The sequence below is a fragment of the Phycicoccus sp. genome (genome assembly GCF_035325325.1).
Lineage (GTDB): Bacteria > Actinomycetota > Actinomycetes > Actinomycetales > Dermatophilaceae > Phycicoccus.
Map to the genome: position 1 here is coordinate 62,528 of NZ_DAOLAC010000004.1, position 24,087 is coordinate 86,614.

At 75.7% G+C, this 24,087-nt stretch carries 27 protein-coding genes; 13 read left to right on the forward strand and 14 right to left on the reverse strand.

The genetic code is table 11. The features are described 5' to 3' along the window. The first annotated feature begins 16 nt into the window (after window positions 1–16). Complete coding sequence (locus tag PKA89_RS04430) at window positions 17–2,185, forward strand: hypothetical protein (RefSeq protein ID WP_324416969.1); 2,169 nt, start codon at window positions 17–19, stop codon at window positions 2,183–2,185. Here the strand turns inward: PKA89_RS04430 and PKA89_RS04435 are convergent. The 5 genes from PKA89_RS04435 to PKA89_RS04455 form a co-directional block, all read right to left on the reverse strand. Then, entirely contained in the window at window positions 2,103–3,701 is a 1,599-nt protein-coding gene (locus PKA89_RS04435; protein WP_324416971.1) for a hypothetical protein, read from the reverse strand. The two genes, PKA89_RS04430 and PKA89_RS04435, sit on opposite strands and share 83 nt — an antisense overlap. Further along, complete coding sequence (locus PKA89_RS04440) at window positions 3,686–4,420, reverse strand: glycosyltransferase (RefSeq protein ID WP_324417218.1); 735 nt, start codon at window positions 4,418–4,420, stop codon at window positions 3,686–3,688. Before PKA89_RS04440 ends, PKA89_RS04435 begins: the two co-directional genes overlap by 16 nt. 91 nt (window positions 4,421–4,511) lie before the next feature. Further along, on the reverse strand, window positions 4,512–5,402 hold the full coding sequence (locus tag PKA89_RS04445) for a DUF5926 family protein (RefSeq protein WP_324416973.1): 891 nt from the start codon (window positions 5,400–5,402) through the stop codon (window positions 4,512–4,514). Between the two features lie 79 nt (window positions 5,403–5,481). Next, window positions 5,482–5,973: an ATP-binding protein gene (locus PKA89_RS04450; RefSeq protein WP_324416975.1), complete on the reverse strand. Its 492-nt coding sequence runs from the start codon at window positions 5,971–5,973 to the stop codon at window positions 5,482–5,484. A gap of 10 nt (window positions 5,974–5,983) precedes the next feature. After that, window positions 5,984–6,802: a glycerophosphodiester phosphodiesterase family protein gene (locus tag PKA89_RS04455; protein ID WP_324416977.1), complete on the reverse strand. Its 819-nt coding sequence runs from the start codon at window positions 6,800–6,802 to the stop codon at window positions 5,984–5,986. A gap of 185 nt (window positions 6,803–6,987) precedes the next feature. Here PKA89_RS04455 and PKA89_RS04460 point away from each other — a divergent pair, with 185 nt between their 5' ends. Beyond that, window positions 6,988–7,476, forward strand: a complete 489-nt coding sequence (locus PKA89_RS04460) for a sigma-70 family RNA polymerase sigma factor (RefSeq protein ID WP_324416979.1) — start codon at window positions 6,988–6,990, stop codon at window positions 7,474–7,476. After that, the gene (locus tag PKA89_RS04465) at window positions 7,473–8,048 is read left to right on the forward strand and encodes a methylated-DNA--[protein]-cysteine S-methyltransferase (protein ID WP_324416981.1); all 576 of its coding nucleotides are present in this window, start codon (window positions 7,473–7,475) and stop codon (window positions 8,046–8,048) included. The genes PKA89_RS04460 and PKA89_RS04465 overlap by 4 nt, the downstream gene beginning before the upstream one ends. Before the next feature lie 105 nt (window positions 8,049–8,153). Here the strand turns inward: PKA89_RS04465 and PKA89_RS04470 are convergent, their stop codons facing one another. Continuing rightward, window positions 8,154–9,713 carry an LLM class flavin-dependent oxidoreductase gene (locus tag PKA89_RS04470; RefSeq protein WP_324416983.1) on the reverse strand — a complete coding sequence of 520 codons (1,560 nt, stop codon included), beginning with the start codon at window positions 9,711–9,713 and terminating at the stop codon, window positions 8,154–8,156. After that, window positions 9,710–10,165, reverse strand: coding sequence for a tetratricopeptide repeat protein (locus PKA89_RS04475; protein WP_324416984.1), 456 nt, complete (start codon window positions 10,163–10,165; stop codon window positions 9,710–9,712). Before PKA89_RS04475 ends, PKA89_RS04470 begins: the two co-directional genes overlap by 4 nt. A gap of 107 nt (window positions 10,166–10,272) precedes the next feature. Between PKA89_RS04475 and PKA89_RS04480 the strand changes: the two genes are divergently transcribed. From PKA89_RS04480 to PKA89_RS04495, 4 genes are all read left to right on the forward strand, one after another. Further along, a complete protein-coding gene (locus PKA89_RS04480) occupies window positions 10,273–11,781 on the forward strand; it encodes an MFS transporter (RefSeq protein WP_324416985.1) in 1,509 nt (502 codons plus the stop codon). A gap of 66 nt (window positions 11,782–11,847) precedes the next feature. After that, window positions 11,848–12,006 (forward strand): hypothetical protein, encoded by a 159-nt coding sequence (locus PKA89_RS04485; protein ID WP_324416986.1) that lies wholly within the window; start codon window positions 11,848–11,850, stop codon window positions 12,004–12,006. Next, window positions 12,003–12,452 carry a hypothetical protein gene (locus tag PKA89_RS04490; RefSeq protein WP_324416987.1) on the forward strand — a complete coding sequence of 150 codons (450 nt, stop codon included), beginning with the start codon at window positions 12,003–12,005 and terminating at the stop codon, window positions 12,450–12,452. Before PKA89_RS04485 ends, PKA89_RS04490 begins: the two co-directional genes overlap by 4 nt. An 80-nt stretch (window positions 12,453–12,532) precedes the next feature. Then, a complete protein-coding gene (locus tag PKA89_RS04495) occupies window positions 12,533–13,171 on the forward strand; it encodes a VTT domain-containing protein (protein ID WP_324416988.1) in 639 nt (212 codons plus the stop codon). A 1-nt stretch (window position 13,172) separates the two neighbouring features. On the opposite strand, the gene PKA89_RS04500 is transcribed toward PKA89_RS04495, so the two are convergent. Then, complete coding sequence (locus tag PKA89_RS04500; protein ID WP_324416990.1) at window positions 13,173–13,658, reverse strand: cupin domain-containing protein; 486 nt, start codon at window positions 13,656–13,658, stop codon at window positions 13,173–13,175. A gap of 18 nt (window positions 13,659–13,676) precedes the next feature. Continuing rightward, window positions 13,677–14,546: an NmrA family NAD(P)-binding protein gene (locus tag PKA89_RS04505; protein ID WP_324416992.1), complete on the reverse strand. Its 870-nt coding sequence runs from the start codon at window positions 14,544–14,546 to the stop codon at window positions 13,677–13,679. A gap of 133 nt (window positions 14,547–14,679) precedes the next feature. On the opposite strand from PKA89_RS04505, the gene PKA89_RS04510 reads away from it, so the two are divergent. Further along, complete coding sequence (locus PKA89_RS04510; protein ID WP_324416994.1) at window positions 14,680–15,054, forward strand: helix-turn-helix domain-containing protein; 375 nt, start codon at window positions 14,680–14,682, stop codon at window positions 15,052–15,054. Between the two features lie 107 nt (window positions 15,055–15,161). Next, window positions 15,162–16,151, forward strand: coding sequence for an LLM class F420-dependent oxidoreductase (locus tag PKA89_RS04515; protein ID WP_324416997.1), 990 nt, complete (start codon window positions 15,162–15,164; stop codon window positions 16,149–16,151). An 18-nt stretch (window positions 16,152–16,169) separates the two neighbouring features. Here the strand turns inward: PKA89_RS04515 and PKA89_RS04520 are convergent, their stop codons facing one another. Further along, entirely contained in the window at window positions 16,170–16,847 is a 678-nt protein-coding gene (locus tag PKA89_RS04520) for a helix-turn-helix domain-containing protein (RefSeq protein ID WP_324416999.1), read from the reverse strand. A 191-nt stretch (window positions 16,848–17,038) separates the two neighbouring features. Here PKA89_RS04520 and PKA89_RS04525 point away from each other — a divergent pair, with 191 nt between their 5' ends. Then, the gene (locus PKA89_RS04525) at window positions 17,039–17,866 is read left to right on the forward strand and encodes a class I SAM-dependent methyltransferase (protein ID WP_324417001.1); all 828 of its coding nucleotides are present in this window, start codon (window positions 17,039–17,041) and stop codon (window positions 17,864–17,866) included. A 20-nt stretch (window positions 17,867–17,886) separates the two neighbouring features. Here the strand turns inward: PKA89_RS04525 and PKA89_RS04530 are convergent, their stop codons facing one another. Together PKA89_RS04530 and PKA89_RS04535 are read right to left on the reverse strand one after the other, a co-directional pair. Beyond that, window positions 17,887–18,849 carry a DUF808 domain-containing protein gene (locus tag PKA89_RS04530; protein WP_324417003.1) on the reverse strand — a complete coding sequence of 321 codons (963 nt, stop codon included), beginning with the start codon at window positions 18,847–18,849 and terminating at the stop codon, window positions 17,887–17,889. A 94-nt stretch (window positions 18,850–18,943) separates the two neighbouring features. Further along, complete coding sequence (locus PKA89_RS04535) at window positions 18,944–19,210, reverse strand: hypothetical protein (protein ID WP_324417005.1); 267 nt, start codon at window positions 19,208–19,210, stop codon at window positions 18,944–18,946. Window positions 19,211–19,364: 154 nt separating this feature from the next. On the opposite strand from PKA89_RS04535, the gene PKA89_RS04540 reads away from it, so the two are divergent. The 3 genes from PKA89_RS04540 (at window position 19,365) to PKA89_RS04550 (ending at window position 22,749) form a co-directional block, all read left to right on the forward strand. Further along, window positions 19,365–20,297 (forward strand): NADP-dependent oxidoreductase, encoded by a 933-nt coding sequence (locus tag PKA89_RS04540; protein WP_324417007.1) that lies wholly within the window; start codon window positions 19,365–19,367, stop codon window positions 20,295–20,297. Between the two features lie 169 nt (window positions 20,298–20,466). Next, complete coding sequence (locus PKA89_RS04545; protein WP_324417009.1) at window positions 20,467–21,312, forward strand: sigma-70 family RNA polymerase sigma factor; 846 nt, start codon at window positions 20,467–20,469, stop codon at window positions 21,310–21,312. An 87-nt stretch (window positions 21,313–21,399) separates the two neighbouring features. Continuing rightward, the gene (locus PKA89_RS04550; RefSeq protein ID WP_324417010.1) at window positions 21,400–22,749 is read left to right on the forward strand and encodes a serine hydrolase; all 1,350 of its coding nucleotides are present in this window, start codon (window positions 21,400–21,402) and stop codon (window positions 22,747–22,749) included. Between the two features lie 22 nt (window positions 22,750–22,771). Here PKA89_RS04550 and PKA89_RS04555 read toward each other — a convergent pair whose 3' ends face one another. After that, complete coding sequence (locus PKA89_RS04555; RefSeq protein WP_324417012.1) at window positions 22,772–23,512, reverse strand: DUF2510 domain-containing protein; 741 nt, start codon at window positions 23,510–23,512, stop codon at window positions 22,772–22,774. Window positions 23,513–23,559: 47 nt separating this feature from the next. Further along, the gene (locus tag PKA89_RS04560) at window positions 23,560–24,063 is read right to left on the reverse strand and encodes an OsmC family protein (RefSeq protein ID WP_324417014.1); all 504 of its coding nucleotides are present in this window, start codon (window positions 24,061–24,063) and stop codon (window positions 23,560–23,562) included. Window positions 24,064–24,087 lie beyond the last annotated feature (24 nt).

The following is a 24,087-nucleotide window of genomic DNA, read 5'->3' on the forward strand; positions in this document are numbered from 1 at the left end:
GCGTACCCTGTCCGGCGTGACCCGCAGAGCCCTCGCCGTCGCGCTGGCCATCGTCGCCACCGTCGGCGGGCTCCTCCTCGCGGTCCCGAGCTCGGGGGCGGCACCCGCCCGCGAGCAGACCGGCGCGGTCGTCCTCATCGGCACCGGTGGCATCAGCTGGTCGGACGTCGACGAGAAGAACACCCCGAACCTGTGGCTCATGCTGCGCGACGGCGCCTCGGCCGCGCTCTCGGTGCGCTCGGTGTCCTCCAACACCTGCCCCGGCGACGGCTGGCTGGGGCTCTCCGCCGGGTCGCGCGCCGCCGTCCGGCGGGAGGGCCCCGCCGCCAACCCGGCCGACCGGCCCTGCCCCGGTGCGCCGACGCTCACCGGCGACCGGGTGACCCAGTGGCAGGACTACCTCGACGCCGCCGCGGCGCAGAAGTTCGACACCCACCTGGGGCTGCTCGCGCAGGAGGTCGACCACGCCGGGATGTGCGTCGCGGCGGTCGGCCCCTACGCCGTCGCCGGGGCGGCCCTCCCGGACGGCACCGTCGAGCACCACAGCGAGCTGACCCCGGACGAGATGCTCGTCGACCTCAACACCTGCCCGGTGACGCTCGTCGACGTGGGGGTCGTGCGCGACCCCGCCGACGTCGTCCCCGGCGAGAGCGCCGGCGGGTCCCGCGCCGAGCAGGTCCGCGCCATCGACGCGCGGATCGGCGAGGTCGTCGCGGCCGGACCGAACGGCGCCGACTTCGTCGTCGCCAGCCTCGCCGACGCCGGCCGCTCCGAGCGGCTGCGGCTCGTCCTGGCGCGCGGGCCGCACTTCGGTCCCGGCACCCTCGTCTCCGGCTCGACGCGGCAGGTCGGGCTGGCACAGTCCCCCGACCTCACCGCGACCGTCCTCGCCAGCGTCGGGGTGCCGGTCCCCGACGCCGTCGCGGGCGCACCGCTCACCGACGACCCCGCGCCCGACAACTCCGAGCGCCGCGCCCGCGACCGGCTCACGTCGCTGCGCGACCTCGACGAGGCCAGCCACGACGTGCACGGCCTCGTCGAGCCGTTCTTCCAGGTGTTCGCCTACGGCCAGCTCGTCGTCTACCTCCTCGTGCTCCTCGTCTGGAAGGGCCGCATCGGTTCCGAGGCCACCCGGGCCACGGTGCTCACCCGGGTGCGGGTCCTCGCGGTGGCGGCCGCCGCCGTGCCGGTCTCCACCTTCCTCGCCAACCTCGTGCCCTGGTGGCGCTTCCCGATCGAGATGCTCGCCGTCGTCGCGACCGTCCTGGCCTTCGTGGCCGTCATCGCCGGCGCCGCCCTCCGCGGACCCTGGGCACGCTGGCCGCTCGGCCCGATGGCCTTCGTCTCCGGGGTGACCGCCGCCGTCCTCGCCGTCGACGTCATCACCGGTTCGCGGCTCCAGCTGTCCTCGCTCATGGGCCTGCAACCGGTCGTCGCCGGCCGGTTCTACGGGATGGGCAACCCGACGTTCGCGCTCTTCGGCACGGCGACCCTCCTGCTCGCCGTCGCGGTCTCCTCGGCGCTCGTCCTGCGCCGGGCGAACCTCGCGGCGGCGATCGCCGTGGGGGTCATCGGGTTCGCCGCGCTCGTCGTCGACGCCGCGCCCTTCTGGGGCGCCGACCTCGGGGGACCGCCGGCCCTGCTCCCGGCGGTCGTCTACCTCGTCCTCGCCATCCTCGGGGTCCGGATGACGTGGCGCCGCTGGCTGCTCGTCGCCGGCGCCGTCGTCGTCGTGTTCTTCGCCGTGGCCGGCGCGGACTGGCTCCGGGCACCGGCCGACCGGACACACCTCGGGCGGTTCATCCAGGCGATCATCGACGGCACCGCGGGCGACATCGTGACGCGCAAGGCGGAGCAGAACCTCGAGATCCTCCGGAGCAACGCCCCGCTGACCCTCCTCGTCCCGGCCGCGCTGCTCTTCGTCGCGTACGTCCTGGCGCGCCCGACGTCGTGGGGCTCGCGCGCGCTGCAGCGTTCCTACGACAACGCGCCGACCCTGCGCCCCGGGCTCGTCGCACTCTTCCTCATGCTGGCGATCGGGTTCGCGGTCAACGACTCCGGCGTGGCCATCCCGGCGGTCGGGGCCACCCTCGCCATCCCGCTCATCGTGTCGGCGTCGGTCGGCTACCTGCTCGAGGAGGCGCGGACCACCGCCCCGACCCGCCGCGGCCGGCGACGACGCTGACCGCGAGCGCCACGACCCACAGGGCGAGGGCCAGCCACGGCGCGACCTCCCGGCGCAGACCGAGGGTGAGCGACTCGACGCCGGGCGTCATGCCGAGGACCCGACCGGGCACGTAGGCCAGGCACATCAGGGTGAGACGGGCCAGGGCCAGCAGGTCGACCGGGCCGGCGACGAGGGCGGGCAGGGCCGCCCAGACGAGCACGTCGTACCACGGCAGCGAGTAGGGCGCGGCGAGCGAGTACGCCAGCGCGAGGACGGCGGTGACCCGCAGGGCCGAGGCGGCGACGTCGAGGCGGGGGTCGTCGTCGGGGGCGGCGTCGCGCCGGGTCATCCGGACGAGGGCGACGGCGAGGACGACGGCGAGCAGGGCCGCGCCGGCCGAGACGACCGTGCGCGCCTCGGGGTTGCCGATGACGGGTCGCAGCGCCTCGAGGAGCGGGCGCCACGGCGTCGCGAGGGACACCGCCTGCCGGGAACGTGCGAGCTGGTCGTACACGTGCCCGCCGCCCCACGCCTGGAGGCCGCCCGCGACGACGAGGAACCCGGCGAGGAGCGCCCCGAGGCGTGCGCCGAGGTGTGCCGCGACCCGGGCCGGCCGACCGTCCTCGCCGCGGGACCGGTTGAGCCAGTAGGCGACCGCGAGGGCCACGAGTCCCACCCCGTAGGTGATCTTCGTCGAGGCCGCGAGCGCCACGGCCGCACCCGCCACGGCCGCACCGCGCGGACCGGCGAGGCGCGCCGTCGCCGCCACCGCGACCGCGACGAGGGCGGTGGCGACGACGTCGACGTGCGCGCCGAGGACGCCGGCGCCGAGCACGAGGGGGTTGAGCGTCCACACCACGTCGACCCGGCCGTGCAGCCGCCGGGGCAGCGCCGTGCGCAGTGCCCAGCGGGTGGCCAGCCAGGCGAGGACGACGACGGCCTGCCAGACCCACACCTCCTGGCGCAGCTGCGGGCCGCCGAGCCAGGCGGAGAGGCCGTGCAGCAGCGTGGCGAACGGGCCGTAGACGCTCGGCTCCTCGGTCCACGGGGCCTCGACCCGGCTCGTCACCGGATCGGCGCCGCCGTGCCAGGCCGCCGGCGACTCCACCCACGGGTTGCCGCCGGAGACGAGGATGCGCCCGTAGGCGACGTAGCTGATGTGGTCGGCCGACCCGAACGGCGCGACGAGCAGCGCGGCCACGCCGAGCCCGCCGGGCACCCACCACCGGCGCAGCGGAGGGACCTGGCGTCGCATCCCGATCGCCACCGCCACGGCGCCGAGGAGGTACGCCATCCACAGCAGGCCCGTCACGACGGTCGGGGAGAGGGTCAGCGGGAGGAGGGTCCCCGGGGCCCATCCCCGGGGGTCGAGGTCGGGCTGGGCGGCGTTCGGCCGGGCGAGCCCGACGACGAGGAGCAGCGCGACGGACGCGCCGAGCACGAGGCGCCGGACGGTCTCGGCGTGCGCCGACGCCACCGGCGGGGCGGAGGCCGCCGGCCCCTCGCGGGTGACCGGCGTCAGCCCCGGTGCCACGGACGCCACCCGCGCCGGACGAGGGCGAGCCACACGTCGCGGTACTGGGCGGCGCGGTGCAGCTGCCCCCTCCAGTCGCTGCCGCTGACCCGGTGCTGGAGCTCGCACGGCACCTCGAGGACCCGCAGCCCGGCCCGGAGCACGTCGACGGTCAGCGCGGTCTCGACCCCCCACCCGCGGGCCAGCGGGCTCGCGGCGTCGTAGGCGGCCGGTGACAGGCAACGCATCCCGGAGAGGGGTTGCACCGCACGGAAACCGGTGAGCCGCTCGATGCCCCGCCGCGCCAGCCGGACGACGAGACCGCGGCCGCCGCCGGCGGTGATCTGCGCGGGCAGGGTCGCGATCGTCATGTCCGCCCGGCCCTCGAGGACCGCGTCGGTGAGCACGCCGAGGGCCGCCGCCGTCTCCTCGAGGTCGCCGTCGACGAAGAGCAGCGCGGCCGGCCAGGCGTCGTCCGGGTCGGTGGCGGCGGACACCGCCTCCAGCTCGCGGACGTGCCGCACCCCGGTCTCGAGCGCCGCCGCCTTGCCCCGGTTGCGGGCGTGGATGACGACCGCGGCGCCGGCCTCGCGCGCGACGTGCGCGGTGGCGTCGGTGCTGCCGTCGTCGACGACGACGACCCGGCGGACCTGCGGCAGGGCGAGGACGGCCGCGACCGTGGCGCCGATGCGGTCGGCCTCGTCCTTGCACGGGACGACGGCGGCGACCCGGCTCGCCATCGCGCTCACGCCGGGCACCCCAACCCACCCCGGGTCCGGGAACGGTTGTCGGAGCAGCCGTTTCCCCACTCGGTGCGGGCGGGACGCACCATCAGCGGAGGGTCACCTGGCGGCTGAGCAGACCGGAGCGGGCGCGCCGCTCCTCGGCCGTGAGCGGGGCGTCGGCACCGAGGGCCGCGCGGTAGCGCTCGCCGAACGCCGCGAGCGCGTCCTCGTGGTCCGCCGCGCCGAGCTCGGGGTCGAGGTCCCAGACCGGGACGAGGAGGCCGCCGGCGCGGAACGCGCCGAGCAGACGGGTGCCGTCGCCGAGGCCGTCCTCGCCGGCGGCGTGCAGCCGGGCGAGCGCGTCGGTCGCGACGTCCTCGTCGTCGGGCAGGACGAGCCGGACGTGGGCGCGGTCGCCGATGCGCACCCAGTACGCGGACGGCAGCGCTGCCATCGGGACGGTCGGGACGATCGACTCGTTCGCCCGCTCGAGCGACTCCCTGGCCTCGCCCTCGAGCTCCTGGTCCTCGACCCAGAAGTCGAAGCCCTCGTGCACGACGACGTCGAAGCCGGAGTCGGCGGCGAGGACGTCCTGGAGGCGGGGGCTGTCGGCGGTGACCTGCGGGGTGGTCGTCACCGGGTGCCCCTGCTCGGCGGCGAGCCCGGCGAGCAGCTGGGCCGCGAGGTCACGCGACGCGTCACCGCTGGAGTTGCCGGACTGCGTCCCGATGAGGACGGTCCCGTCGGTGCGGTGCAGCGCCGGCCAGGCGAGCGGGAGGACGGTGGCCACGGTGACCTCCGAGGGCGCGCCGTCGGGGACGTGCTCGGGACGCACCGTGACGACCGCGGTCGCGGCCGGCAGGATCTCGCGCATCGCGACCCAGTCGGTCTCGTGCGGCAGCCCGGCGAACGGACGGGCCTCGAACGGCGCCGGCTGGGGCCGTGCGGCCCTCGGGGTGCGGTCGGTGCCGCGGTGTCGTCGCGATGCCTTGCCCATGCGCGTCACCCTAGAGGACGTCGGGGCGCGGGCCGTCAGGTGGCGGAGCGTCGGGCGTCAGGTGGCGGAGCGTCGGACGTCAGGTCGCGCGGCGCCGGCTCGGGCCGCCGAGCGTGGCCCACACGACGTTGCCCGTGCGGTCCTCGGTGACGCCCCACTCGTGGGCCATCGACCGGACGATGCGCAGGCCGCGGCCGCTGGAGAGCCAGACGGTGCGCGGCGCCGGCTTGGGGACCGTGGCGCCGCCGCCGTCGGTGACCTCGACCTCGACGACGTCGCCGCGGATCTTCCAGCGCACCCGGATCGTGCCGTCGGACAGCGGGCGGGCGTGCCGCACCGCGTTGGTCAGCAGCTCGGAGGCGACGATCTCGGCCTCGCCGACGAGGTCCTCCGGCAGGTCGCGGGCCGACAGGTCGGTGACGAGCGAGTGCCGCACGCGGCCGACCGACGAGGGGTCCGCCGGGACGCGCACGGTGCAGATGATGCTGTCGACCCCCGGCCCGGAGGACTCCGCGACGTCGAGCTCGAGCTCCTCGGGGGTGGTGGTGGCAGGGGCGTCGTCCGAGGTCACGGCGTCAAACCTACTCCGTGCCCCGGATCCGGTCGATGGCCACCCGGGGACGGTTGGTGATGACGACGTCGACCCCGAGCTCGCGGCAGAGGTCCATGTCCTCCTCGCGGTCGACCGTCCACACGAACACGCCGTGCCCGTGCCGCCGGTACTTCTGGACGACCGACGCCTTCTTCCGCAGGAACGCGATGTCGAGGCCGACCGTGCGGACGCCCGGGGGCAGCGTGCCGTCGAGCGGCAGCGAGCGGCCCTTGGCCGAGACGAGGTGCACCAGGGGCACCTTGGGCGAGAGCTTGTGGACCCGCTGGAGGGCGCGGCCGGAGAACGACATGACGCGCACGTGCGGACGGCCGGGCTGGTCGCCGCGGTCGAGGTCGAAGGCCCGCAGCACCTGGACGAGGGTCTTCTCGACGTCGTCGCCGTGCCGGGTCGGGTGCTTGGTCTCGATGAGGGTCAGCGGCTCGCCGCCCTGCTCGACGAGCGAGTCGAGCAGCCGCCGCAGGGTGAGCAGGTGCCCCCGCTCGGGGTCGGCGTCCGGTCCCTCGGCGTCGCCGGGACCGTTCTTCCACGAGGCCCAGTCCAGCTGCTCGAGCCGGGCCAGCTCGAGGGTCGAGACGACACCGGCGCCGTTGGAGGTGCGCTCGACCCGGCGGTCGTGGACGCACACGAGGTGGTGGTCCGCGGTGAGCCGCACGTCGCACTCGACGCCGTCGGCGCCGTGCTCGTACGCGCGGCGGTAGGCCCGGAGCGTGTGCTCGGCCTCCTCGGCACTGGCACCACGGTGGGCCACGACGAGGGGCCGGGTGGTCGTCTGCTGCTCGACGGTCACGGTTCACCATGATGACGGGTCCGGCTGTGCGCGCGGTGTGCGGGGCGCCGACACGCGGGAGGTCTCCCGGCGGGACCCGGCCCACGGCCGGCCGGCGTCGCCCCCGACGCGGCCGTCGCCGCCGACGTCGTCGCCCCCGCGGGCGGCGCGACTCACGCATCCGGCCGCCCTACCGTTGGACCATCGTGAGCCTTCCTCCCTTCCAGCACCTCGTCGACGAGCACTGGCGCGACGTCGCCCGGCTCGCGCACGGCCTCGTCGGCCCGGTGCACGCCGACGACGTGGCCCAGCAGGCGTGGACCCAGGCGCTCGCGGCCTACCCGCGGCTCACCCATGCGCGCAACCTGCGCTCGTGGCTCCTGACCATCACCCACCGCTGCGCGATGGACCACCACCGCGCCGCCCGGCGGACCACTCCGCACGAGGACCCGGCCGACCTCTCGGCGGCGCCCGCGGTCAACCCTCCCGAGGCGCGGGACGACGAGCTGTGGGGTCGCGTCGCCGCCCTGCCCGAGCGGCAGCGCGACGCCGTCGTGCTCCGCTTCGTCGGCGACCTCGACCACCGTGCCGTCGCCGCGGCGCTCGGCACGTCCCCCGGGATGAGCCGGCGTCTCGTGAGCGACGCGCTGGCCAGCCTGCGCCTCGACCTCATCGACCCCGAGGACCCACGATGACCGACCCGTTCAGCTCCTTCGCCCCCACCCTCGCCGGTCCGCCGCGGCTCGCGCCGACCGACGTCTCGTACGTCGTCGACGACACCGCCGTCGGCCGGATGCTCCTCGCCGTGCGCGACGACGGGCGGGTGCTGGCGACCGCCTACGCGCCCGACGACGCCGCCGAGGAGCGCTGGCTCCGGCGCCTCGCGGCGACGGTCAGCCCCCGCGTCCTGCGCCATCCCGCGCCGACCGACGCCGTCCGCCGGGCGCTCGAGGAGTTCCTCGCCGGCCGGACACGGCGGGTGCAGGTCGAGCCCGACCTCGCCCTCGCGTCGGCCTTCCAGCGCGAGGTGCTGACCGGCCTCGCCGAGACGGTCGGGTACGGCCAGCGGACGACCTACGCGGCGCTCGCGGCCCGCGTGGGGCATCCGGGGGCCGCACGGGCGGTCGGCACGGCGCTCGGCGGCAACCCGCTGTGCATCACGCTGCCGTGCCACCGGGTGCTCCCGGCCTCCGGTGGGGTCGGTGGCTACGCGGGCGGTTCCGCGGCCAAGGAGCGTCTCCTCGCCCTCGAGTCCCCCTCCCCGTAGCACCCGACTCATTGCGCATTTCCCACCTCGAGGGGCCGGTTTCGGGTCGCCTGAGGTGGGAAATGTGCAATAAGTCGGGAAGCCGGGGGGAGGGCGGCGGCGGGGTCAGTGGAAGCCGTGGCGGGCGAGGGGGTGCATCAGCTCGCGTTCCTCGTAGGCCAGGTGCGAGAGCAGCGTGTCGGTCAGCAGGTCGACGACGTGCCGCAGCCGCTCCATCGCCCCGTCCTCCTCGGCGACGAGCGCCACGAGGGCCCGGTCGACGTCGTCGAGGACGTCGTGGATGACCTCGTGCTCCTCCTCGAGCCGGGCGATGACCGGGGCCGCGTCCGGGTCGCTCCAGCGCAGGTGCGGGAAGACCGCCTGGTCCTCGAGGGTGTGGTGCCCGGTGACGACCCGGCAGTAGGACTCGCAGTAGGCACCGAGGGTCCACTGGTTCTGGCGCATCGTCATCGCGTTGACGGCGGAGCGCGCGGTGCCGACGGTCATCCGGCCCCGCGCGACCTGGTCGACGACGTCGCGCACCTGGGCCAGCTCGGCCCGGAGGTGGTCGTGGACCTCGACGAGGTGGCGGGGCGCGGCGAGCTGGGCGTCCGAGTAGGCCGCGGCGTCCGCGGACACCGGGTAGGTCGGGCGTGACGCCTCGTCCCACCCCAGCTCGCCGGTGAGCCGGGTTCCGTCATCCGGCGTCGGCACGAACGTGGCTGAGGCGGAAGCGGATTCGATGCCGGGCCGAGGCTCGGGCGCCGGCCCCGTCGTGGCCGGCCCGTCCGGCGCAGCGGAGGCCGTGTGCGCCCGCCCGGCCTCGACGAGCTCGCGCGTCGCCGGCGCCACCTCGCGGGCCCAGGCCTGGACGAGCCCCGGGTCGTCGGCGCCGAGGACGAAGGTCGCCATCCCGTGCTCGAGGGTGAGCTCGGCGAGCTGCTCGGGCCAGTCGGACGGGGTGCCGCGCAGCCCGCTCCCGGACCGACCGCCGGGGAAGACGTTGTAGAGCCGGCGGACCTCCTCCGGCGCCCGGCCGGCCGCCACCGCGGCCTCGTCGATGACGGCGTTCATCCCGCCGAGCGCCTCCGGGTCGGCGTAGCCCATGCTCGGCAGCCAGCCGTCGGCGAGCCGTCCGGTGACCCGCAGCATCCGCGGCTTGTAGGCACCGAGCCAGATGCCGACGGGGTGCGCGGGACGCGGGCCGGCGTGCAGCCCGACGACGCGGTGGTGCCGGCCCTCGACCCGCACCGACCCCTCGCCGGCCCACATCGCCCGCAGCACGGCGACGGCCTCGACGAGCGCGTCGACCGCCTGGCCGGGAGCGAGCCGCACGCCACCCGCCGCCTCGACGGCGTCCCAGAAGGCGCCGGTCCCGAGGCCGAGCTCGACGCGGCCGCCGGTCAGCAGGTCGAGGGACGCGACGGCCTGCGCGAGCACGGCCGGCGGTCGCAGCGGGAGGTTCGCGACGTTCGGGGCGACGCGCACGGCGGTGGTGCGGGCGCCGATGACCGACAGCAGCGTCCAGGCGTCGAGGTGACGGGCCTGGTAGGGGTGGTCCTGGACGGTCACGAGGTCGAGCCCGAGGACGTCGGCCAGCTGGGCGAGCTCGAGGACCCGCTCCGCGGACGCGGCGTCGGGGGTCGGGAAGATCCCGAACTCGAGGTCGTGCCCGTAGTCGGTCACGGTGCGGCCGGGCCCGCGGAGGCACCGCCCTCGGCACGCTCGTCCTCGACCGGGACGACACCGCCGACCCCCTCGTCGACGACGCTCGGGGGCAGCCGGCCCTCGTCGCCGTACCCGCCGAGCAGCTCGGCCATCGCGAGGTGTGGTCGGGCCTCCGCGGGCCGCCCCTGGCGTTCGAGCGTGCGGCCGAGGAGGAGGTTGGCGTACGCCTCGTCGGGGTCGTCGACGAGGATGGCGCGGGTCACCCGCTCGGCGCGTCCGAGCTGGGCGGAGTGGTAGTACGAGCGGGCGAGCAGCAGCCGCAGCTCGGTCGTGCCGTGCAGCGGCGGCTCGAGGGCGCTGGCGTCGACGAGGGCCGAGAGCTCGGTCGCCGCCGCCCGGTACTCCCCGTGCTCGAAGAGGCCGCGGGCGCGCTGGTAGCGGTCGGCCATGCCGGTGTCGGGGGTGGTCATGGGACGCACAACGCCGCGTCACGCCACCCTTGTTCCGGTCCGCGACGCGGGAGACCGGGTCGGCCCCCGTCCCCCACGTGCACGCCCGCACGAGGCAGGATCGGAGCGTGACCGTCCCGCCCTCGACGCCTCCGGAGCAGCAGCCGCGCCCCCCGCGGACGCGGCGCCTCTCCGACGGCGCGCGGGCCGTCGGCCGGGGCGGCAACGCCGGGCTGCGGGCCGTCGGGAAGGGGGGCGCGGCCTCGGCCCGCGCGGTCGGGCGCGGCGGGCGGGCGGCGGGGCGCCGCTTCCGCCGGTTCGCCGGCGCGGACGGCGCCGCGGACACCGGCCTCGCCCGGCTCACCGAGCTGCACGCCGTCCAGGTCGCCGGGGACGCCGCGGTGACGGTCTCCCTCGCCGGCACGGTGTTCGCGATGCCGACCGACGAGGCCCGCGGCCGGGTCGCCCTCTTCCTCCTGCTGACGATGGCCCCGTTCCTCCTCCTCGCGCCGCTCATCGGCCCGCTCCTCGACCGCTTCCGCCACGGCCGCCGCTGGGCCCTCGGCACGACGCTGGCCACCCGCGGCTTCCTCGCCTGGGTCCTCGCCTCGGCGGTCGTCGAGGACAGCCCGTGGCTCTTCCCGGCGGCCCTCGGCTGCCTCGTCGCGTCGCGCTCCTACGCCGTGGCCCGGGCCGCGGCGGTCCCGCGCCTGCTGCCGGCGGGCATCGGCCTCGTGAGCGCGAACTCGCGGCTCAACATCGCCGGCATCGTGGGGATGCTCCTCGGCGGCGGGCTCGCCGGCGCGGCGTCACGGATCGGCCCCGACTGGTCGCTGCGGGTCGCCTTCGTCATCTTCGTCGCGGCCACCGTCATGGCCATCCGCCTCCCCGCGCGGGTCGACAGCACGGTCGGCGAGCTCGACGTCGACGGCACCCCGGTGGCCCGCGAGCCCATCGGCAGCCCGGAACGCGGCGCCCGACGGCTGCGCGCGCTGCCGGTCGGGGTCCGCTACGTCCTCTGGCTGACCACCGGGGCGCGGATGCTCACCGGCTTCCTCACCCTCTTCCTCACCTTCCTCATGCGCGAGCACCCGCTGCCCGGATGGAAGGGGCCGGTCGTCCTCGCGCTCGTCGCCGGCGCCGCCGGGCTCGGCAACGCGCTCGGCTCGCTCATCGGCAACCGCAAGGAGACCCCCGCCCCCGAGGCGATGGCCTCCGTCATCGCGCTCGTCGCGCTGGTCGCGGCGCTCGTGACGGCGCTCTTCTACTCGGTGTGGGCGCTCGCCCTCGTGGGCCTCGCGGGTGGCGTCTTCGGGCAGCTGGCCAAGCTCTGCCTCGACGCGCTGATCCAGCGCGACGTCGCCGAGATGGTGCGGGCCCGGGTCTTCTCCTGGTCCGAGACCATCCTCCAGGCCTTCTGGGTGCTCGGCGGCACGATCGGCATCCTCGTGCCGCTCGAACCGCGGCTGGGCTTCTCGGTGATCTTCGTCGTCGTCCTCGCCGCGGGTGCGGTCGCGCTGCGGTCGCGCTCGACCGGCCGCACCCCGCCCACCCCGACCACCTCACCGGGCGGCCCACCGGGCGGCTCACCGACGACCTCGCCGGGGGACCCGGCGGTCGGCCATCCCTCGACTTGATACCCCTGGGGGTATCAAGCTACGATCGGCGACGACCCGACTCCCCCAACCCCTCGGAGGTCCCCCATGTGCTCCCCCGCCACCTGCCACGTCTGCGGCAAGACGACCTGGGCCGGCTGCGGCATGCATGCCGACATGGTCATGGCGTCCGTCCCGGCGCCCGCCCGCTGCACCTGCGCCGACGAGCCCGCCGAGCCCGCGCCCGGTCACGCCTTCGGCCGGTGACCGACGCCGGTCCGCGCGTGCGCCTCGAGCTCCGGCACCCTCCGGAGGTCGAGGCGCTCGCCGCGCTGCGTCCGCCCGAGCGGCTCCCGGCGTGGACCCGCGGCCGCCGGGCCGTCGCCATCCTGCTCGTCGGGCCGGTGCTCCTCACCCTGCTCGACGCGCTGCCGACCGGCCACGCCCCCTCGGTGACCGGGTGGGCGCTGCTCGCGGTGGCCGCGGGCGGCGCCTCGGCGACGCTCGCCACCTACCTCCCCCGCCGGTGGCCCCCCGCGACCCTGCGCCCCTCGGCGCCGTGCGCGGCCGGGCCGCTCGTCCTCCTCGTCCTGGCCTGGCTGATGGCCGGCCTCGCGCTCTCGACGGCGGCGCTGGTCCCCGGTGCGGTCATCGGGCTCGGCGCCCTCGCCCAGCGGGTGATGTCGGCCTCCGCCTGCGCTCCGCGCGCCTGACGCGATCCTCGACCAGCGCCCCGCCCCCCGGCCGCGACACCGCCTCGGGCCCCGGCTCCCCTCGGACCTAGGGTGTCCGGGTGTCCTCCCCGACCGCGGCCCGGCTGCGCCTGCTCGGCCTCGGAGTCGCGGTGCTCCTCGGCGCCGGCCTCGCGGTGCTCGTCCTCGGCGGGGACCTCGACGCGGTCCGGTCGGCGGTCGCCGCCAGTGGCCCGTGGGGGCCGCTCGTCTACGTCGTGCTGCACGTCGTGCTCACCCTCGTGCCCGTGCCGAAGAACCTTCTCGCCGGCATCGCGGGCGCCCTCTTCGGGCTGGGCGCGGGCGTCGCCCTCTCGTGGGCCGCGTCGGTGCTCAGCGCCTGGGTGACCTTCCTCGTCGCGCGGCGGCTCGGCGCGGAGGCCGTCGAGGGCATCACCGGCCCGCGGGTCGACCGGGTGCGGAGGGTCCTCCACGACCAGGGGCTGATCGCGGTCGTCATCGCCCGGCTCACGCCGTTCGTGCCCTTCACGCTGGTCAACTACGGCGCCGGGGTCAGCCCGGTCGGGCGGCGCGAGTACCTCGCCGGGACGGCGGTCGGCGTCCTGCCCGGGACCGTGGCCTACGTCGCGGTCGGCGCCTCCGCGGGCCGGGACGCGAGCACCATCCTCCTCGCCGGCGGCGCCGGTGCCCTCCTCCTCCTCGCGACCGTCCTCGTCGCCCGGAGGCTGCGTCGGCGCTGAGTCAGTCGTCGTCCCAGTGGTTGTCGTGCTCGGCCATGAAGGCCTCGTACCGCTCGCGGCTCCAGCCGTCGGTCCCCGCCGCGAGCCCCTCGAAGTAGGGCTCGCGCGGGGCGCCCGGCGCGAAGTGCAGGAGCATCTCGGCCGCGCCGTCCTCGTTCCGGAAGCCGTGCAGCCCACCCGGCGGCACGTGGACGAAGTCGCCGGACGCGGCCCGCACCCACTCGCGGCCGTCGAAGATGCGCACGACGCCGGACAGGACGTAGAACGACTCGCTGATCGTCCGGTGGAAGTGCGGGCCGGGTCCGCTCGGCGGGCCCGCGAAGGACCACCGGTAGAGGCCGAACAAGCCGCCGGTCGCCTCCCCGCGCGCGAGGTGGTGGACGCGGTTGCCGTTCGGGTAGACGAGGTCCGGCTCGCGGTCGCCCGGCGTCATCCACGCCGAGACCTCGCCGTGCTCTCCGGTGTAGAGGGTCGGGGGGTAGCTCACCCCCCGACCGTAGGCCCCTCAGGCGGCGAGCGCCTCCGCGACGGCCGGCCGCAGCGCCGTGGCCGGACGCCCGAGGAGCGACTCGAGGTCGGTCGTCGGCACCCGCAGCTCACCCGCCCGGATGCCGCGGTCCACGTCGGCGAAGACCTCGTCCATCGGGGCGGGGACGCCTGCGCCCGAGAGGATCTCGCGCAGCTGCTCCACGGGGACGTCGCTGTAGGTCACCGGGTCCCCGGTGGCCGCGGACACCGCGTCGGCGATCTCCGGCAGGGTCACGGCCTCGCCCCCCAGCTCGTAGACGTGGCCGGCGTGGCCGTCGGTGGTCAGCACGACGGCCGCGGCCTCGGCGTACTCACGACGTAGGGCGACCGAGACCCGGCCGTCGCCGGCGGCACCGACCATCCCGTGCGCCCGGTAGGTCTCGGCCTGGGCCGTGTAGTTCTCGACGTACCAGGCGTTGCGCAGGACCGTCGAGGGGACCGGTGACGCGTCGAGGAGCTCCTCGGTCGCGCGGTGGTCGGCCATGAGGAGCATCGAGGAGGTGTCGGCCCGCGGCCCCGAGGTGTAGACGAGGAGGCCGACCCCGGCCGCCGCGGCGGCGTCGATGACCGTACGGTGCTGGGCAACCCGGTCGGGCTCGGTGCCGGAGACGAGTAGCACCCGGGCGGCGCCCTCGAGGACCGCGCGCACCGCGTCGGCGTCCCCCCGGTCGACGGCGACGACCCGGACCCCACGCGCCGCGAGGTCGTCGAGCCGCTCGACGGCGCGCCCGGTCGCCGTGACGGCCTCCGGCGCGACGCCGCGCTCCAGCAGCTGCTCGACGACGAGCCGGCCGAGGTGGCCGGTGGCTCCGAGGACGACGACGGACGGGGACGAGGTGGTGGTCATGGCTGCTCCCGAGGAGGTGGTGGTGTGACGGACCGGTCGGTCTCTCCCGCCCCAACGAGGCAGGTCGGCGGACACTTCCCAGTGGAAAGTGGTGACCTTGAAGTGCTGTGGTTACCCGGTGGATACTGTGCAGGTGAGCCAGTCGACCCCGGTGCGCGCACCGTCCCCGTACGCCGCCGACTGCCCGACCCGCACCGTCCTCGACCGGGTCGGTGACCGGTGGACCGTCCTCGTCCTCCTCCTGCTCGAGCGCCGGACCCACCGCTTCACCGAGCTCCAGCGCAGCATCGAGGGCATCAGCCCCAAGGTGCTGACCCAGACCCTCCGGGCGCTCGAGCGCGACGGCCTCGTGACGCGCGTCGTCCATCCCGAGGTGCCGCCCCGGGTCGAGTACTCGCTGACGGCGCTCGGGCGCACGCTCGTGTCCGCCGTTGCCGCGCTCGACGTCTGGGCCCGGTCGCACATCGACGAGGTCGAGCAGGCCCGCGCCGCCTACGACGCGCGCTGAGGCTTCGACGCCCGGGGAGGCGATCGGTCCGCGGAGGTGCCCCGCGAGGTCCGTCGGGGTAGGAGGGAGGGGACCGCCCCACCTCGCCCCGAAGGAGCGCATCCACCGTGACCCGTTTCGGCTTCACCCTGATGACCGAGCAGAGCGGCCCCAAGGAGCTCGTCGACGCCGCCGTGCGCGCCGAGGCCGCCGGCTTCGACCTCCTCGTCTCGAGCGACCACTACTCGCCGTGGCTCACCGAGCAGGGCCACGCCCCGTACGCCTGGACCGTCCTCGGGGCCGTGGCCCACGCGACCGAGCGCGTCGAGCTCGCGACGTACATCACCTGCCCGACGATGCGCTACCACCCGGCCGTCGTGGCGCAGAAGGCGGCGACGCTGCAGATCCTCGCCGACGGCCGGTTCACCCTCGGACTCGGCGCGGGCGAGAACCTCAACGAGCACGTCATCGGGCAGGGCTGGCCCCCGGTCGCCCAGCGCCAGGACATGCTCGCCGAGGCGATGGAGATCATCCGCGAGCTGCTGACCGGCGAGCTGACCACCTACCGGGGTGAGCACTTCGACGTCGACTCCGCCCGCCTCTGGGACCTGCCCGAGCAAGGGGTGCCGATCGGGGTCGCGGTCAGTGGGCGCGCGGGCATCGAGCAGTTCGGCCCGCTCGCCGACCACCTCATCGCGGTGCAGCCGGAGGCCGAGCTCGTCGAGCAGTGGAACGAGCTCGCCGGGTCGACCATCGGCTCGGGCGCCCGGGCCATCGGGCAGATCCCGATCTGCTGGGACCCCTCCGAGTCGGCCGCCGTGACCCGTGCGCACGAGCAGTTCCGCTGGTTCGCCGGGGGCTGGAAGGTCAACGCCGACCTGCCGACGCCGATGGGCTTCAGCGGTGCGACCCAGTTCGTCCGCGAGGAGGACGTCGCGGAGTCGATCCCCTGCGGTCCGGACCTCGACCACATCGTCGAGTCGGTCGCGCCGTTCTGGGAGGCGGGCTTCACCGACATCGCCCTCGTCCAGATCGGCGGCGAGCACCAGGTGCCGTTCCTCGAGGAGGTCGCGCCCGAGCTCCTCGAGCGGCTGCGCGCCGCGGCCCCCTCCTCCTGACCTCCCGGCCCGTCGCGCTCAGGCGGGTCGGGCGACCCGGCCGAGGGTCGAGATGCCGACCCAGTCCGGCACCGCGCGGGCCACGTCGCGCGGCGCCTCGATGGCGACGAGCCGCGCCCGCAGCGCCGTCTCCCAGGGCCGGTCGCCGCGCCAGATCTCGGTCATCGTGCGCAGCGTCGTCGTCAGGGTGGCATCGACCGCGTAGCCGGGGTCGGCGTCGCACACGTCGACGCTCGCGCCGTCGACGACGACCCACCAGCGTCGGGCCCGGGGCTCGACGTCGGTGTAGGTGAAGGCGAGGACGGTTCGTTCACGAGGCCAGCGCTCCAGCGGCAGCGTGCGCTTGAGGTCCCACATGAGCAGGTGCGGGTCGAGGTCCTCCTCCCCGAGGTCGCCGACCCACCGGACGCCCCACGCCCCCAGGGCCTCGACGACCGGCCGCAGCTCCTCGCCGCTGCGGGTCAGGTGGTAGGAGGTGCGGCCGCCCTCGGTCCGGCGCTCGAGCACCCCGGCCCGCTCGAGGCGCCGCAGGCGCTTCGAAAGCAGGGTCGGCGACATCCTGGGGACCCCACGGCGCAGGTCGTTGAAGTGCGCACTGCCGCAAAGCAGCTCGCGGACGATGAGCAGCGTCCAGCGCTCGTCGAGCACCTCCATCGCCTTGGCGACCGGGCAGAACTGGCCGTACGTCGACGCCATCGCGCCCCTCCCGTGGCGTGGAGGCGGCCGGTGGTGGCCGCGAACCCAACCGGTTCCAGTGAACCGCCGCGCGGACCGGGGCACCAGTACAGATCGTGGACCCGCGGCGCTCCACATCGCGCACTGGAGGGCGGCCCTCGTGGACCCGGACGCTGGTGCGACACCACGTCGGACCACCGAAGGAGACCACGATGACCGTCCACCACCCGACCCCGGCACCCCCGGAGGTCAAGGCCCGCCACCGCGCCCTCTGGGCCCTCGGCGACTACCCGAGCGTCGCCGACACCGTCATCCCGCACCTCGGGGAGACCCTGGTCGACGCCGTCCGGATCGCCCCCGGCGAGCGCGTCCTCGACGTCGCCGCCGGCTGCGGCAACGCCTCGCTCCCGGCCGCCCGGGCCGGCGGGGACGTCACCGCCTCCGACCTCACGCCCGAGCTGCTCGCCGTCGGCCGCGCCCGGGCAGAGGCCGAGGGGCTCCCGCTGCTGTGGGACGTCGCCGACGCCGAGGACCTGCCCTACCCGTCCGCGACCTTCGACGTCGTCCTGTCCTGCGTCGGCGTGATGTTCGCGCCGGTCCACGAGGCGGCGGCCGCGGAGCTGGTGCGCGTCTGCCGGCCGGGTGGGCGCCTCGGCCTGCTCGCGTGGACGCCGGAGGGGTTCGTCGGCCGGCTGCTCGCCGCCATCCGACCCTGGGCCCCGCCGCCCCCGCCCGGTGCCCAGCCGCCGCCGCTCTGGGGACGGGAGGAGCACGTGCTCGACCTGCTGGGCGAAGGCGTGACCGACGTCCGGGCCGAGCGGCACGACCTCGTCGTGGACGCCTTCGCCACGCCCGAGGAGTTCCGGCGCTTCTTCGTCGAGCGCTACGGACCCACCGTCGCCGTGCACCGCTCGGTCGCGGACGACCCGGAGCAGCGCGCGGCGGTCGAGGCGGCCATCGGCGCGGTGGCGGCGGAGGCGGCGGACGCGCACGGCGTGATGCGCTGGGAGTACCTGCTGCTCACGGCGACCCGCACCTGACCCGCGACCGGCGGCGGTGGTCAGGCGTGCGGCGCAGGCTCCGCGTCCCCGGCGCCACCACGAGCCCGCTGGACGAGGAGGACGACGGCGACGACGACGGCGCCGACGAGCGCGCCGGCGACGGCCGACCCGAGCGTGTTGGTCAGCCACCCCAGCACCCCGCCGAGCACCCCGGTCGCGTCGTGGACCGCCACCTCGGCGTGGTGCACGAGCGAGTACGGCCCGTGCCAGCCGAGCTCGTCGGTGCCGACGAGGAGGATGTGGCCGCCGACCCAGAGCATCGCGACGATGCCGAGCGTGGAGAGGAAGGACAGCACCTTCGGCATCGCGCGCACGAGGCCCTCGCCGACCCGCCGCGCCCCGGCCGACTCCCGCTCGGCGAGGTGCAGACCGATGTCGTCCATCTTGACGATGAGGCCGACGACGCCGTACACGAGCACGGTGATGAGCACGGCGACGACGACGAGGACGATCGCCCGGGTCCAGAACGGCTCGGAGGCCACGTCGTCGAGCGCGATGACCATGATCTCGGCGGAGAGGATGAGGTCGGTGCGGATGGCCCCCGAGACCATCTGCTGCTCCTGCTCGGGACCGAGCTCGGCGACCGGCTCGTCGTGCGCCTCGTGGTGGGCCAGCTTCTCCCAGATCTTCTCCGCCCCCTCGTACGCGAGGTAGGTGCCGCCGACCATGAGGATGGGGGTGAGCAGCCACGGCAGGAACTGGCTGAGCAGCAGGGCGACCGGCAGGATGACGAGCAGCTTGTTGCGGATCGAGCCGATCGCGATCTTCCGGATGATCGGCAGCTCGCGCTCGGGGGTGACGCCCGTGACGTAGCGCGGGGTCACCGCGGTGTCGTCGACGACCACCCCGGCGGCCTTGGCGCTGGCCCGCCCCGCGGCGGCGCCCACGTCGTCGACGGAGGCGGCCGCGAGCTTGGCGATCGCGGCGATGTCGTCGAGCAGGGCCACCAGCCCACCGGCCATCGGTGAGGTCCTCTCCGTCGTGGCCCCGGCGCCCCCGGGGTCCCGTCGAGGACAACGCTACTGGGTCCGGGGTGGACCTCCGTCGCGCTCGGGCTCAGCGGGTGCGCGGGGGACCGGCGGCAGCGACGGCCGCGCAGACCTCGTCGAGCGACGCGAGCTCCTGGGTGCGCTCGAGCCGCGAGAGCCGGCAGCACACCCGCGCCGGGACGCCGAGGACGAGGCAGGCCGCGATGAGGTCGTCCTGGCGGGTCGGGAAGGGGTGCGCGACGAGCGCGAGACGCAGCTCGGCGAGGTCGGCGGCGAGGGTCGGGTCGTCCTCCGACCCCGGCCCGACCGCCTCGGAGGCGTGCACCGTCGTCATCCCCCGGACCTCCTCGTCCGTCGGCGCGCCCCACCTCTGCGCGGGGCGCCCCGGACGTTACCCGCTGTGGCGCGCCGACAAACCCCGAACCCGCGATCGTGCAGGTCAGGGTGCGTGGGGAATGCCCGGCCCGGGTGGGTGCGCTGCACCGGGCATGCGTGCTGTGACCTATGACCACTACGGAGACCTCGACGACGTGCTGCGGGTGCGCGAGGACCACCCCGACCCCAAGGTCGGCCCCGGCGAGGCCCTCGTCGAGGTGCGCCGTGCCTCGGTCAACCCCGTGGACTGGAAGATCGTCGGCGGTGGCCTCGACGGGATGATGGAGGCCGCCTTCCCCGTCGTCCCGGGCTGGGACGTCGCCGGCGTCGTGCGGGCCGTCGGGCCGGACACCCCGGAGTTCGCGCCCGGCGACGAGGTGCTCGCCTACGCCCGCAAGGACTGGGTGCACGGAGGCACCTACGCGGAGCTCGTCACCGTCCCGGTGCGCGCCCTGGCCCACAAGCCGGCCGCCCTCGACTGGGACTCGGCCGGCGCGCTGCCGCTGGCCGGGCAGACCGCGTACCGCGTGCTCAAGCGCCTCGAGGTCGGTCCCGGCGACACCGTCCTCGTCCACGCCGCCGCCGGTGGGGTCGGGCTGCTCGGGGTGCAGGTCGCCCGCGAGCTCGGCGCCCGGGTCATCGGCACCGCCTCGGAGCCCAACCACGAGCACCTGCGGTCGCTCGGGGTGGAGCCCGTGGCGTACGGCGACGGGCTGGTCGAGCGGGTGCGCGCCCTGGCCCCGGACGGCGTCGACGCCGTCGCCGACTTCGTCGGGGGCGTCCTCGACGCCACGCTCGGGGTGCTGCGCGAGGGTGGGCGGCACGCGTCGATCGCCGACCCGTCGGTCGCCGAGCACGGTGGCTCGTGGGTGTGGGTCCGCCCGGACGGCGAGGAGCTGCAGTGGCTCGCCGACCTCGCCGCACGCGGCGGCCTGACCGTCGAGGTGGCCGGCCGTTACGGCCTCGAGGAGGTGGGCGAGGCGTTCGCCCGCTCCCGTGAGGGCCACGTGCGCGGCAAGCTCGTCATCCACGTCTCGGACGACTGAGCCACGACGCCGCGAACCGGTACCCGCGGGCACCGGACCCGAAACCCGTGCGTCGCTGCGGGCCACGGTGTCGGACTCGCGGGGTACGGTCGGACGACGTGGCCCCGTCCGGGGCCCTCGGTGGTCGAGCAGCGCGCCACCGGTCCTCGTCCGGACCGGAGGTAGCCGTATGACCCCGCGCCCCAGCTCCACCCCCCACACGCGCCGCGCAGCGCGCGCCGTCCCCGAGACCGCCGACGCGGTCCCCGCCTCGACCACGACGGACGCCGACGAGCGCCTCGAGGGGCTGCTCGCGGCGCTCGCCCGCACCAGCGCACCGGCCGAACGCGACGACCTGGTCGCCCGGGTCGTCGAGCAGACCCTCGGCCTCGCCGACTCGCTCGCGCTGCGCTACGCCGGGCGCGGCATCGAGACCGACGACCTCCTGCAGGTCGCCCGTACCGCGCTCGTCGCGGCCGTCCACCGCTATCGACCGGGCGCCGGCCGGGGCTTCGTCGCCTACGCCGTGCCCTCGGTGCGTGGTGAGCTGAAGCGCCACTTCCGTGACGCCGGATGGGCCGTCCGGCCGCCGCGGGCCCTCCAGGAGCTGCGCGCCGACCTCGTGGCGACCGAGGAGGAGCTGCGCCACCGGCGGGGCCGCGAGTCGACGCTGGCCGAGGTCGCCGCCGCCCTCGGCCGCTCGCCCGCCGAGGTCGCCGCCGCGCGGGCCACCGGCTCGGCCTTCACCCCGGACTCCCTCGACGCACCGCTCCCGGGAGGGGGCAGCACGGGCGACCTGCTGCCCGGGGGCGCGGAGGACTGGGCCGAAGAGCTGCTCCTGCGCTCGACCCTCCACGACGAGGTGCGTCACCTGAGCGCCCGCGACCAGGTCATCCTCCGTCTGCGCTTCGTCGAGGAGCGCACCCAGCGAGAGATCGGCGAGCACATCGGGGTGAGCCAGATGCAGGTCTCGCGCCTGCTCGGGCAGGTCCTCGACCGGCTCCGCGAGCGCCTCGAGCCGACCGCCGCCGCCTGAGCACCGGAGCCCGGGCCCGGCCGCCCGCACCGGGTGCCGGGCCCGGGCTCCTGCGTCGCGACCGCGGCGGACGGTAGCGTCGCCGCCATGCGTGTGCTGCGCCGGGTCCTCGCCGTCCTGCTCGTGCTCGTCGTCGTCGGTGCCGTCCTCGGCTACCGGCGCTACGAGCCGCTGCTGCGCACCGGCACCGGGTACGCGGCCCACAACGCGTGCGCGGTCACCCTCGTGGCCGGCCGCGACGACCCGGACGCCGACATCCCGCCCAACCCGCTCGTCCCCTACCTCACCGGGTACGTCAACCAGGCCGGCGGCTCGTCCACCTCAGCCGTCGCCTGGCTGCTCGCCAAGCAGAAGGCTTGGTACACACCGGGATACGGGTGCACGGTGGCGCCGGAACGGCCGGCCGACCAGCGGCGCGCCACCAAGGTGGAGGCCGAGGGCAACCCGTTCACCGGGGCCGAGGCTCCCGACCCCGACCCCACGCTCACCGCGGCCCTCGCGAAGGCCTTCGGGGACGACCTCCCGCCCAGCGCGAAGCAGCGCCTCGGCACCCGGGCGGTCGTCGTCCTGCGCGGAGGCAGGCTCGTCGCCGAGCGGTACGCCTCCGGCTTCGACGCCGACACCCCGCAGCTCGGCTGGTCGATGGCCAAGAGCGCGACCAACCTCCTCGTCGGCCGCTACGTCCTCCAGCGCGGCCTCGACGTCCAGGAGGACCACCTGCGCCCGGAGTGGACCGACGAGCGGGGGAGCATCACGCTCGACCAGCTGATGCGGATGACGAGCGGCCTGCGCTGGGACGAGACCTACGACCTCGGCACCCCGATCACGCGGATGCTCTACGACGAGCCGGACATGGCGCGGTACGCGGCCAGCCAGCCGCTGGCCCACCAACCGGGCACCTACCAGCAGTACTCGAGCGGGTCGACCAACATCGTCTGCGCCTGGCTCGACTCGCTCGCCGACACGACCGAGCGCGACTTCCCCCGCACCGAGCTGTTCGCCCCGCTCGGGCTCTCCTCGGCGGTGTGGGAGACCGACGCCTCCGGCACGCCGGTGTGCAGCTCCTACCTCTGGGCGACCCCGCGCGACTGGGCCGTCCTCGGCGAGCTCGCGCTCCAGGACGGCGTGTGGAACGGCACGCGCCTGCTCCCCGAGGGCTGGATCACGCAGTCGACGACCGCGACGCCGGTCGACCGCAGCGAGGAGAAGGGCTATGCCGCCGGCTGGTGGGTCAACACCCAGGCCGACGGGTCCCTCGTCGACCCGTCGCTGCCCGCCGACGCGTACTGGATGAGCGGCCACGACGGGCAGCGCGTCTACGTCGTGCCGTCGGCGAAGCTCGTCGTCGTCCGGATGGGGTTCTCGCCCGAGGTCGACGGCCCGGCGCTGCGCTCGGACCAGCTCGTGCACGACCTCGTGGCCGCCGGGAGCTCCTGACCCGGCGTCCGTCCCGCGGCGCTCAGAAGGTCGGGGTGACCGTCACCCGGGCGCCGTCGGCGACGTCGTCGAACACCGGGATGCACGTGACCTCCACGGTGCCCGCGCCGTCCGACGGGGTCGCGGTGCACACCGTCTGCGCGCCGCCCTCGAACTCCATGGTGAAGACGGTCGGGACGTCGGTGGCGCCGGTGAAGGTGGCGGTCATCCCGGACACCGTGCGGCCGATGCCACCGTTGTCCTCGAGGGTCCAGCCGCCGTCGACCCGCGCGTTCGGCAGCTCGAAGCCGTCCCCGAGGCTGATGATGGTCACCGGGGTCCCGCCGGTGGGCAGGCCGGAGGGGAAGGCGCTCGAGGTGGGCAGCGCGCTGCGGACCTCGTCGACGGTCCTGGTCACGGTGCGCGCGAAGAAGATGCCGCCGACGACGACCGCGACGATCGCGAGGACGACGACGACCACGGCCGCGACGAGGCAGCCCTTGGCCGTGCTGCTCATCCCCTGCTTCGGCGGCGGCCACGGGCCGCCCGCCGGAGCACCGGGTGCGCCGTAGCCGGATGCGGGGACGCCGGCGCCCGGCTCCCCGTACGCGGTGCTGCCGTACGCGGTGCCGCCGTAGGGCGGCGCCCCGGCCTCCGGCGTCGCCGGCATCGGGGCGGTCGGCGCCTGCGCCACCGGGTCGCGGAAGTGGTCGGTCCACTGCTGGCCGTCCCACCACCGCTCGCGGCCGTCGGGCTGCGGGTGCCACCCGGGGGGTGCGCTCATCGCCGTCTCCTCCTCGCCCCGGCGTGGGTCGCCGTGCTGGGGACAGGCTATGCCCGGCGGACCACGACCCGGGGTGGCTCCCGGAGGCTCGCGCCGACGACGCAGTAGCGCTCGGTCGAGGAGGCGAGGCGCGCGAGCCGCTCGTCGTCGGCGTCGGTGGCGACCGTGAAGGTCACGGTCGTGGGGCCGATGCCCACCGGCGCCTCGCGGTCCACCCCGAGGGTGCCCCGGGCGTCGACGGTGCTCTCGGCGACCGCGTGGACCTCACCGAGCCGGAGGTCCATCGCGGTCGCGACGCTGCGCAGGGTGACCCCGGCACAGGCCAGCAGCGCCTCGAGCAGCATGTCGCCGCTGCACGCGTCGGAGCCGTCGCCACCGGTCGCCGGGTGCAGTCCGGCTCGCACCGGTCCGGCGAAGCCGTCGACGGTGCACGTGATGCCGTCGTCGCGGAAGTCCGCGCTCGCGCGCAGCGGGAAGACGGCCGTGGTCGGGTCGGCGGTGTAGCGCTCGCGCAGCGGGGCCTGGAGCTGGCGGAGCTCGGCACGGTTCATCCCCCCAGCCAAGCACCCCGGGGC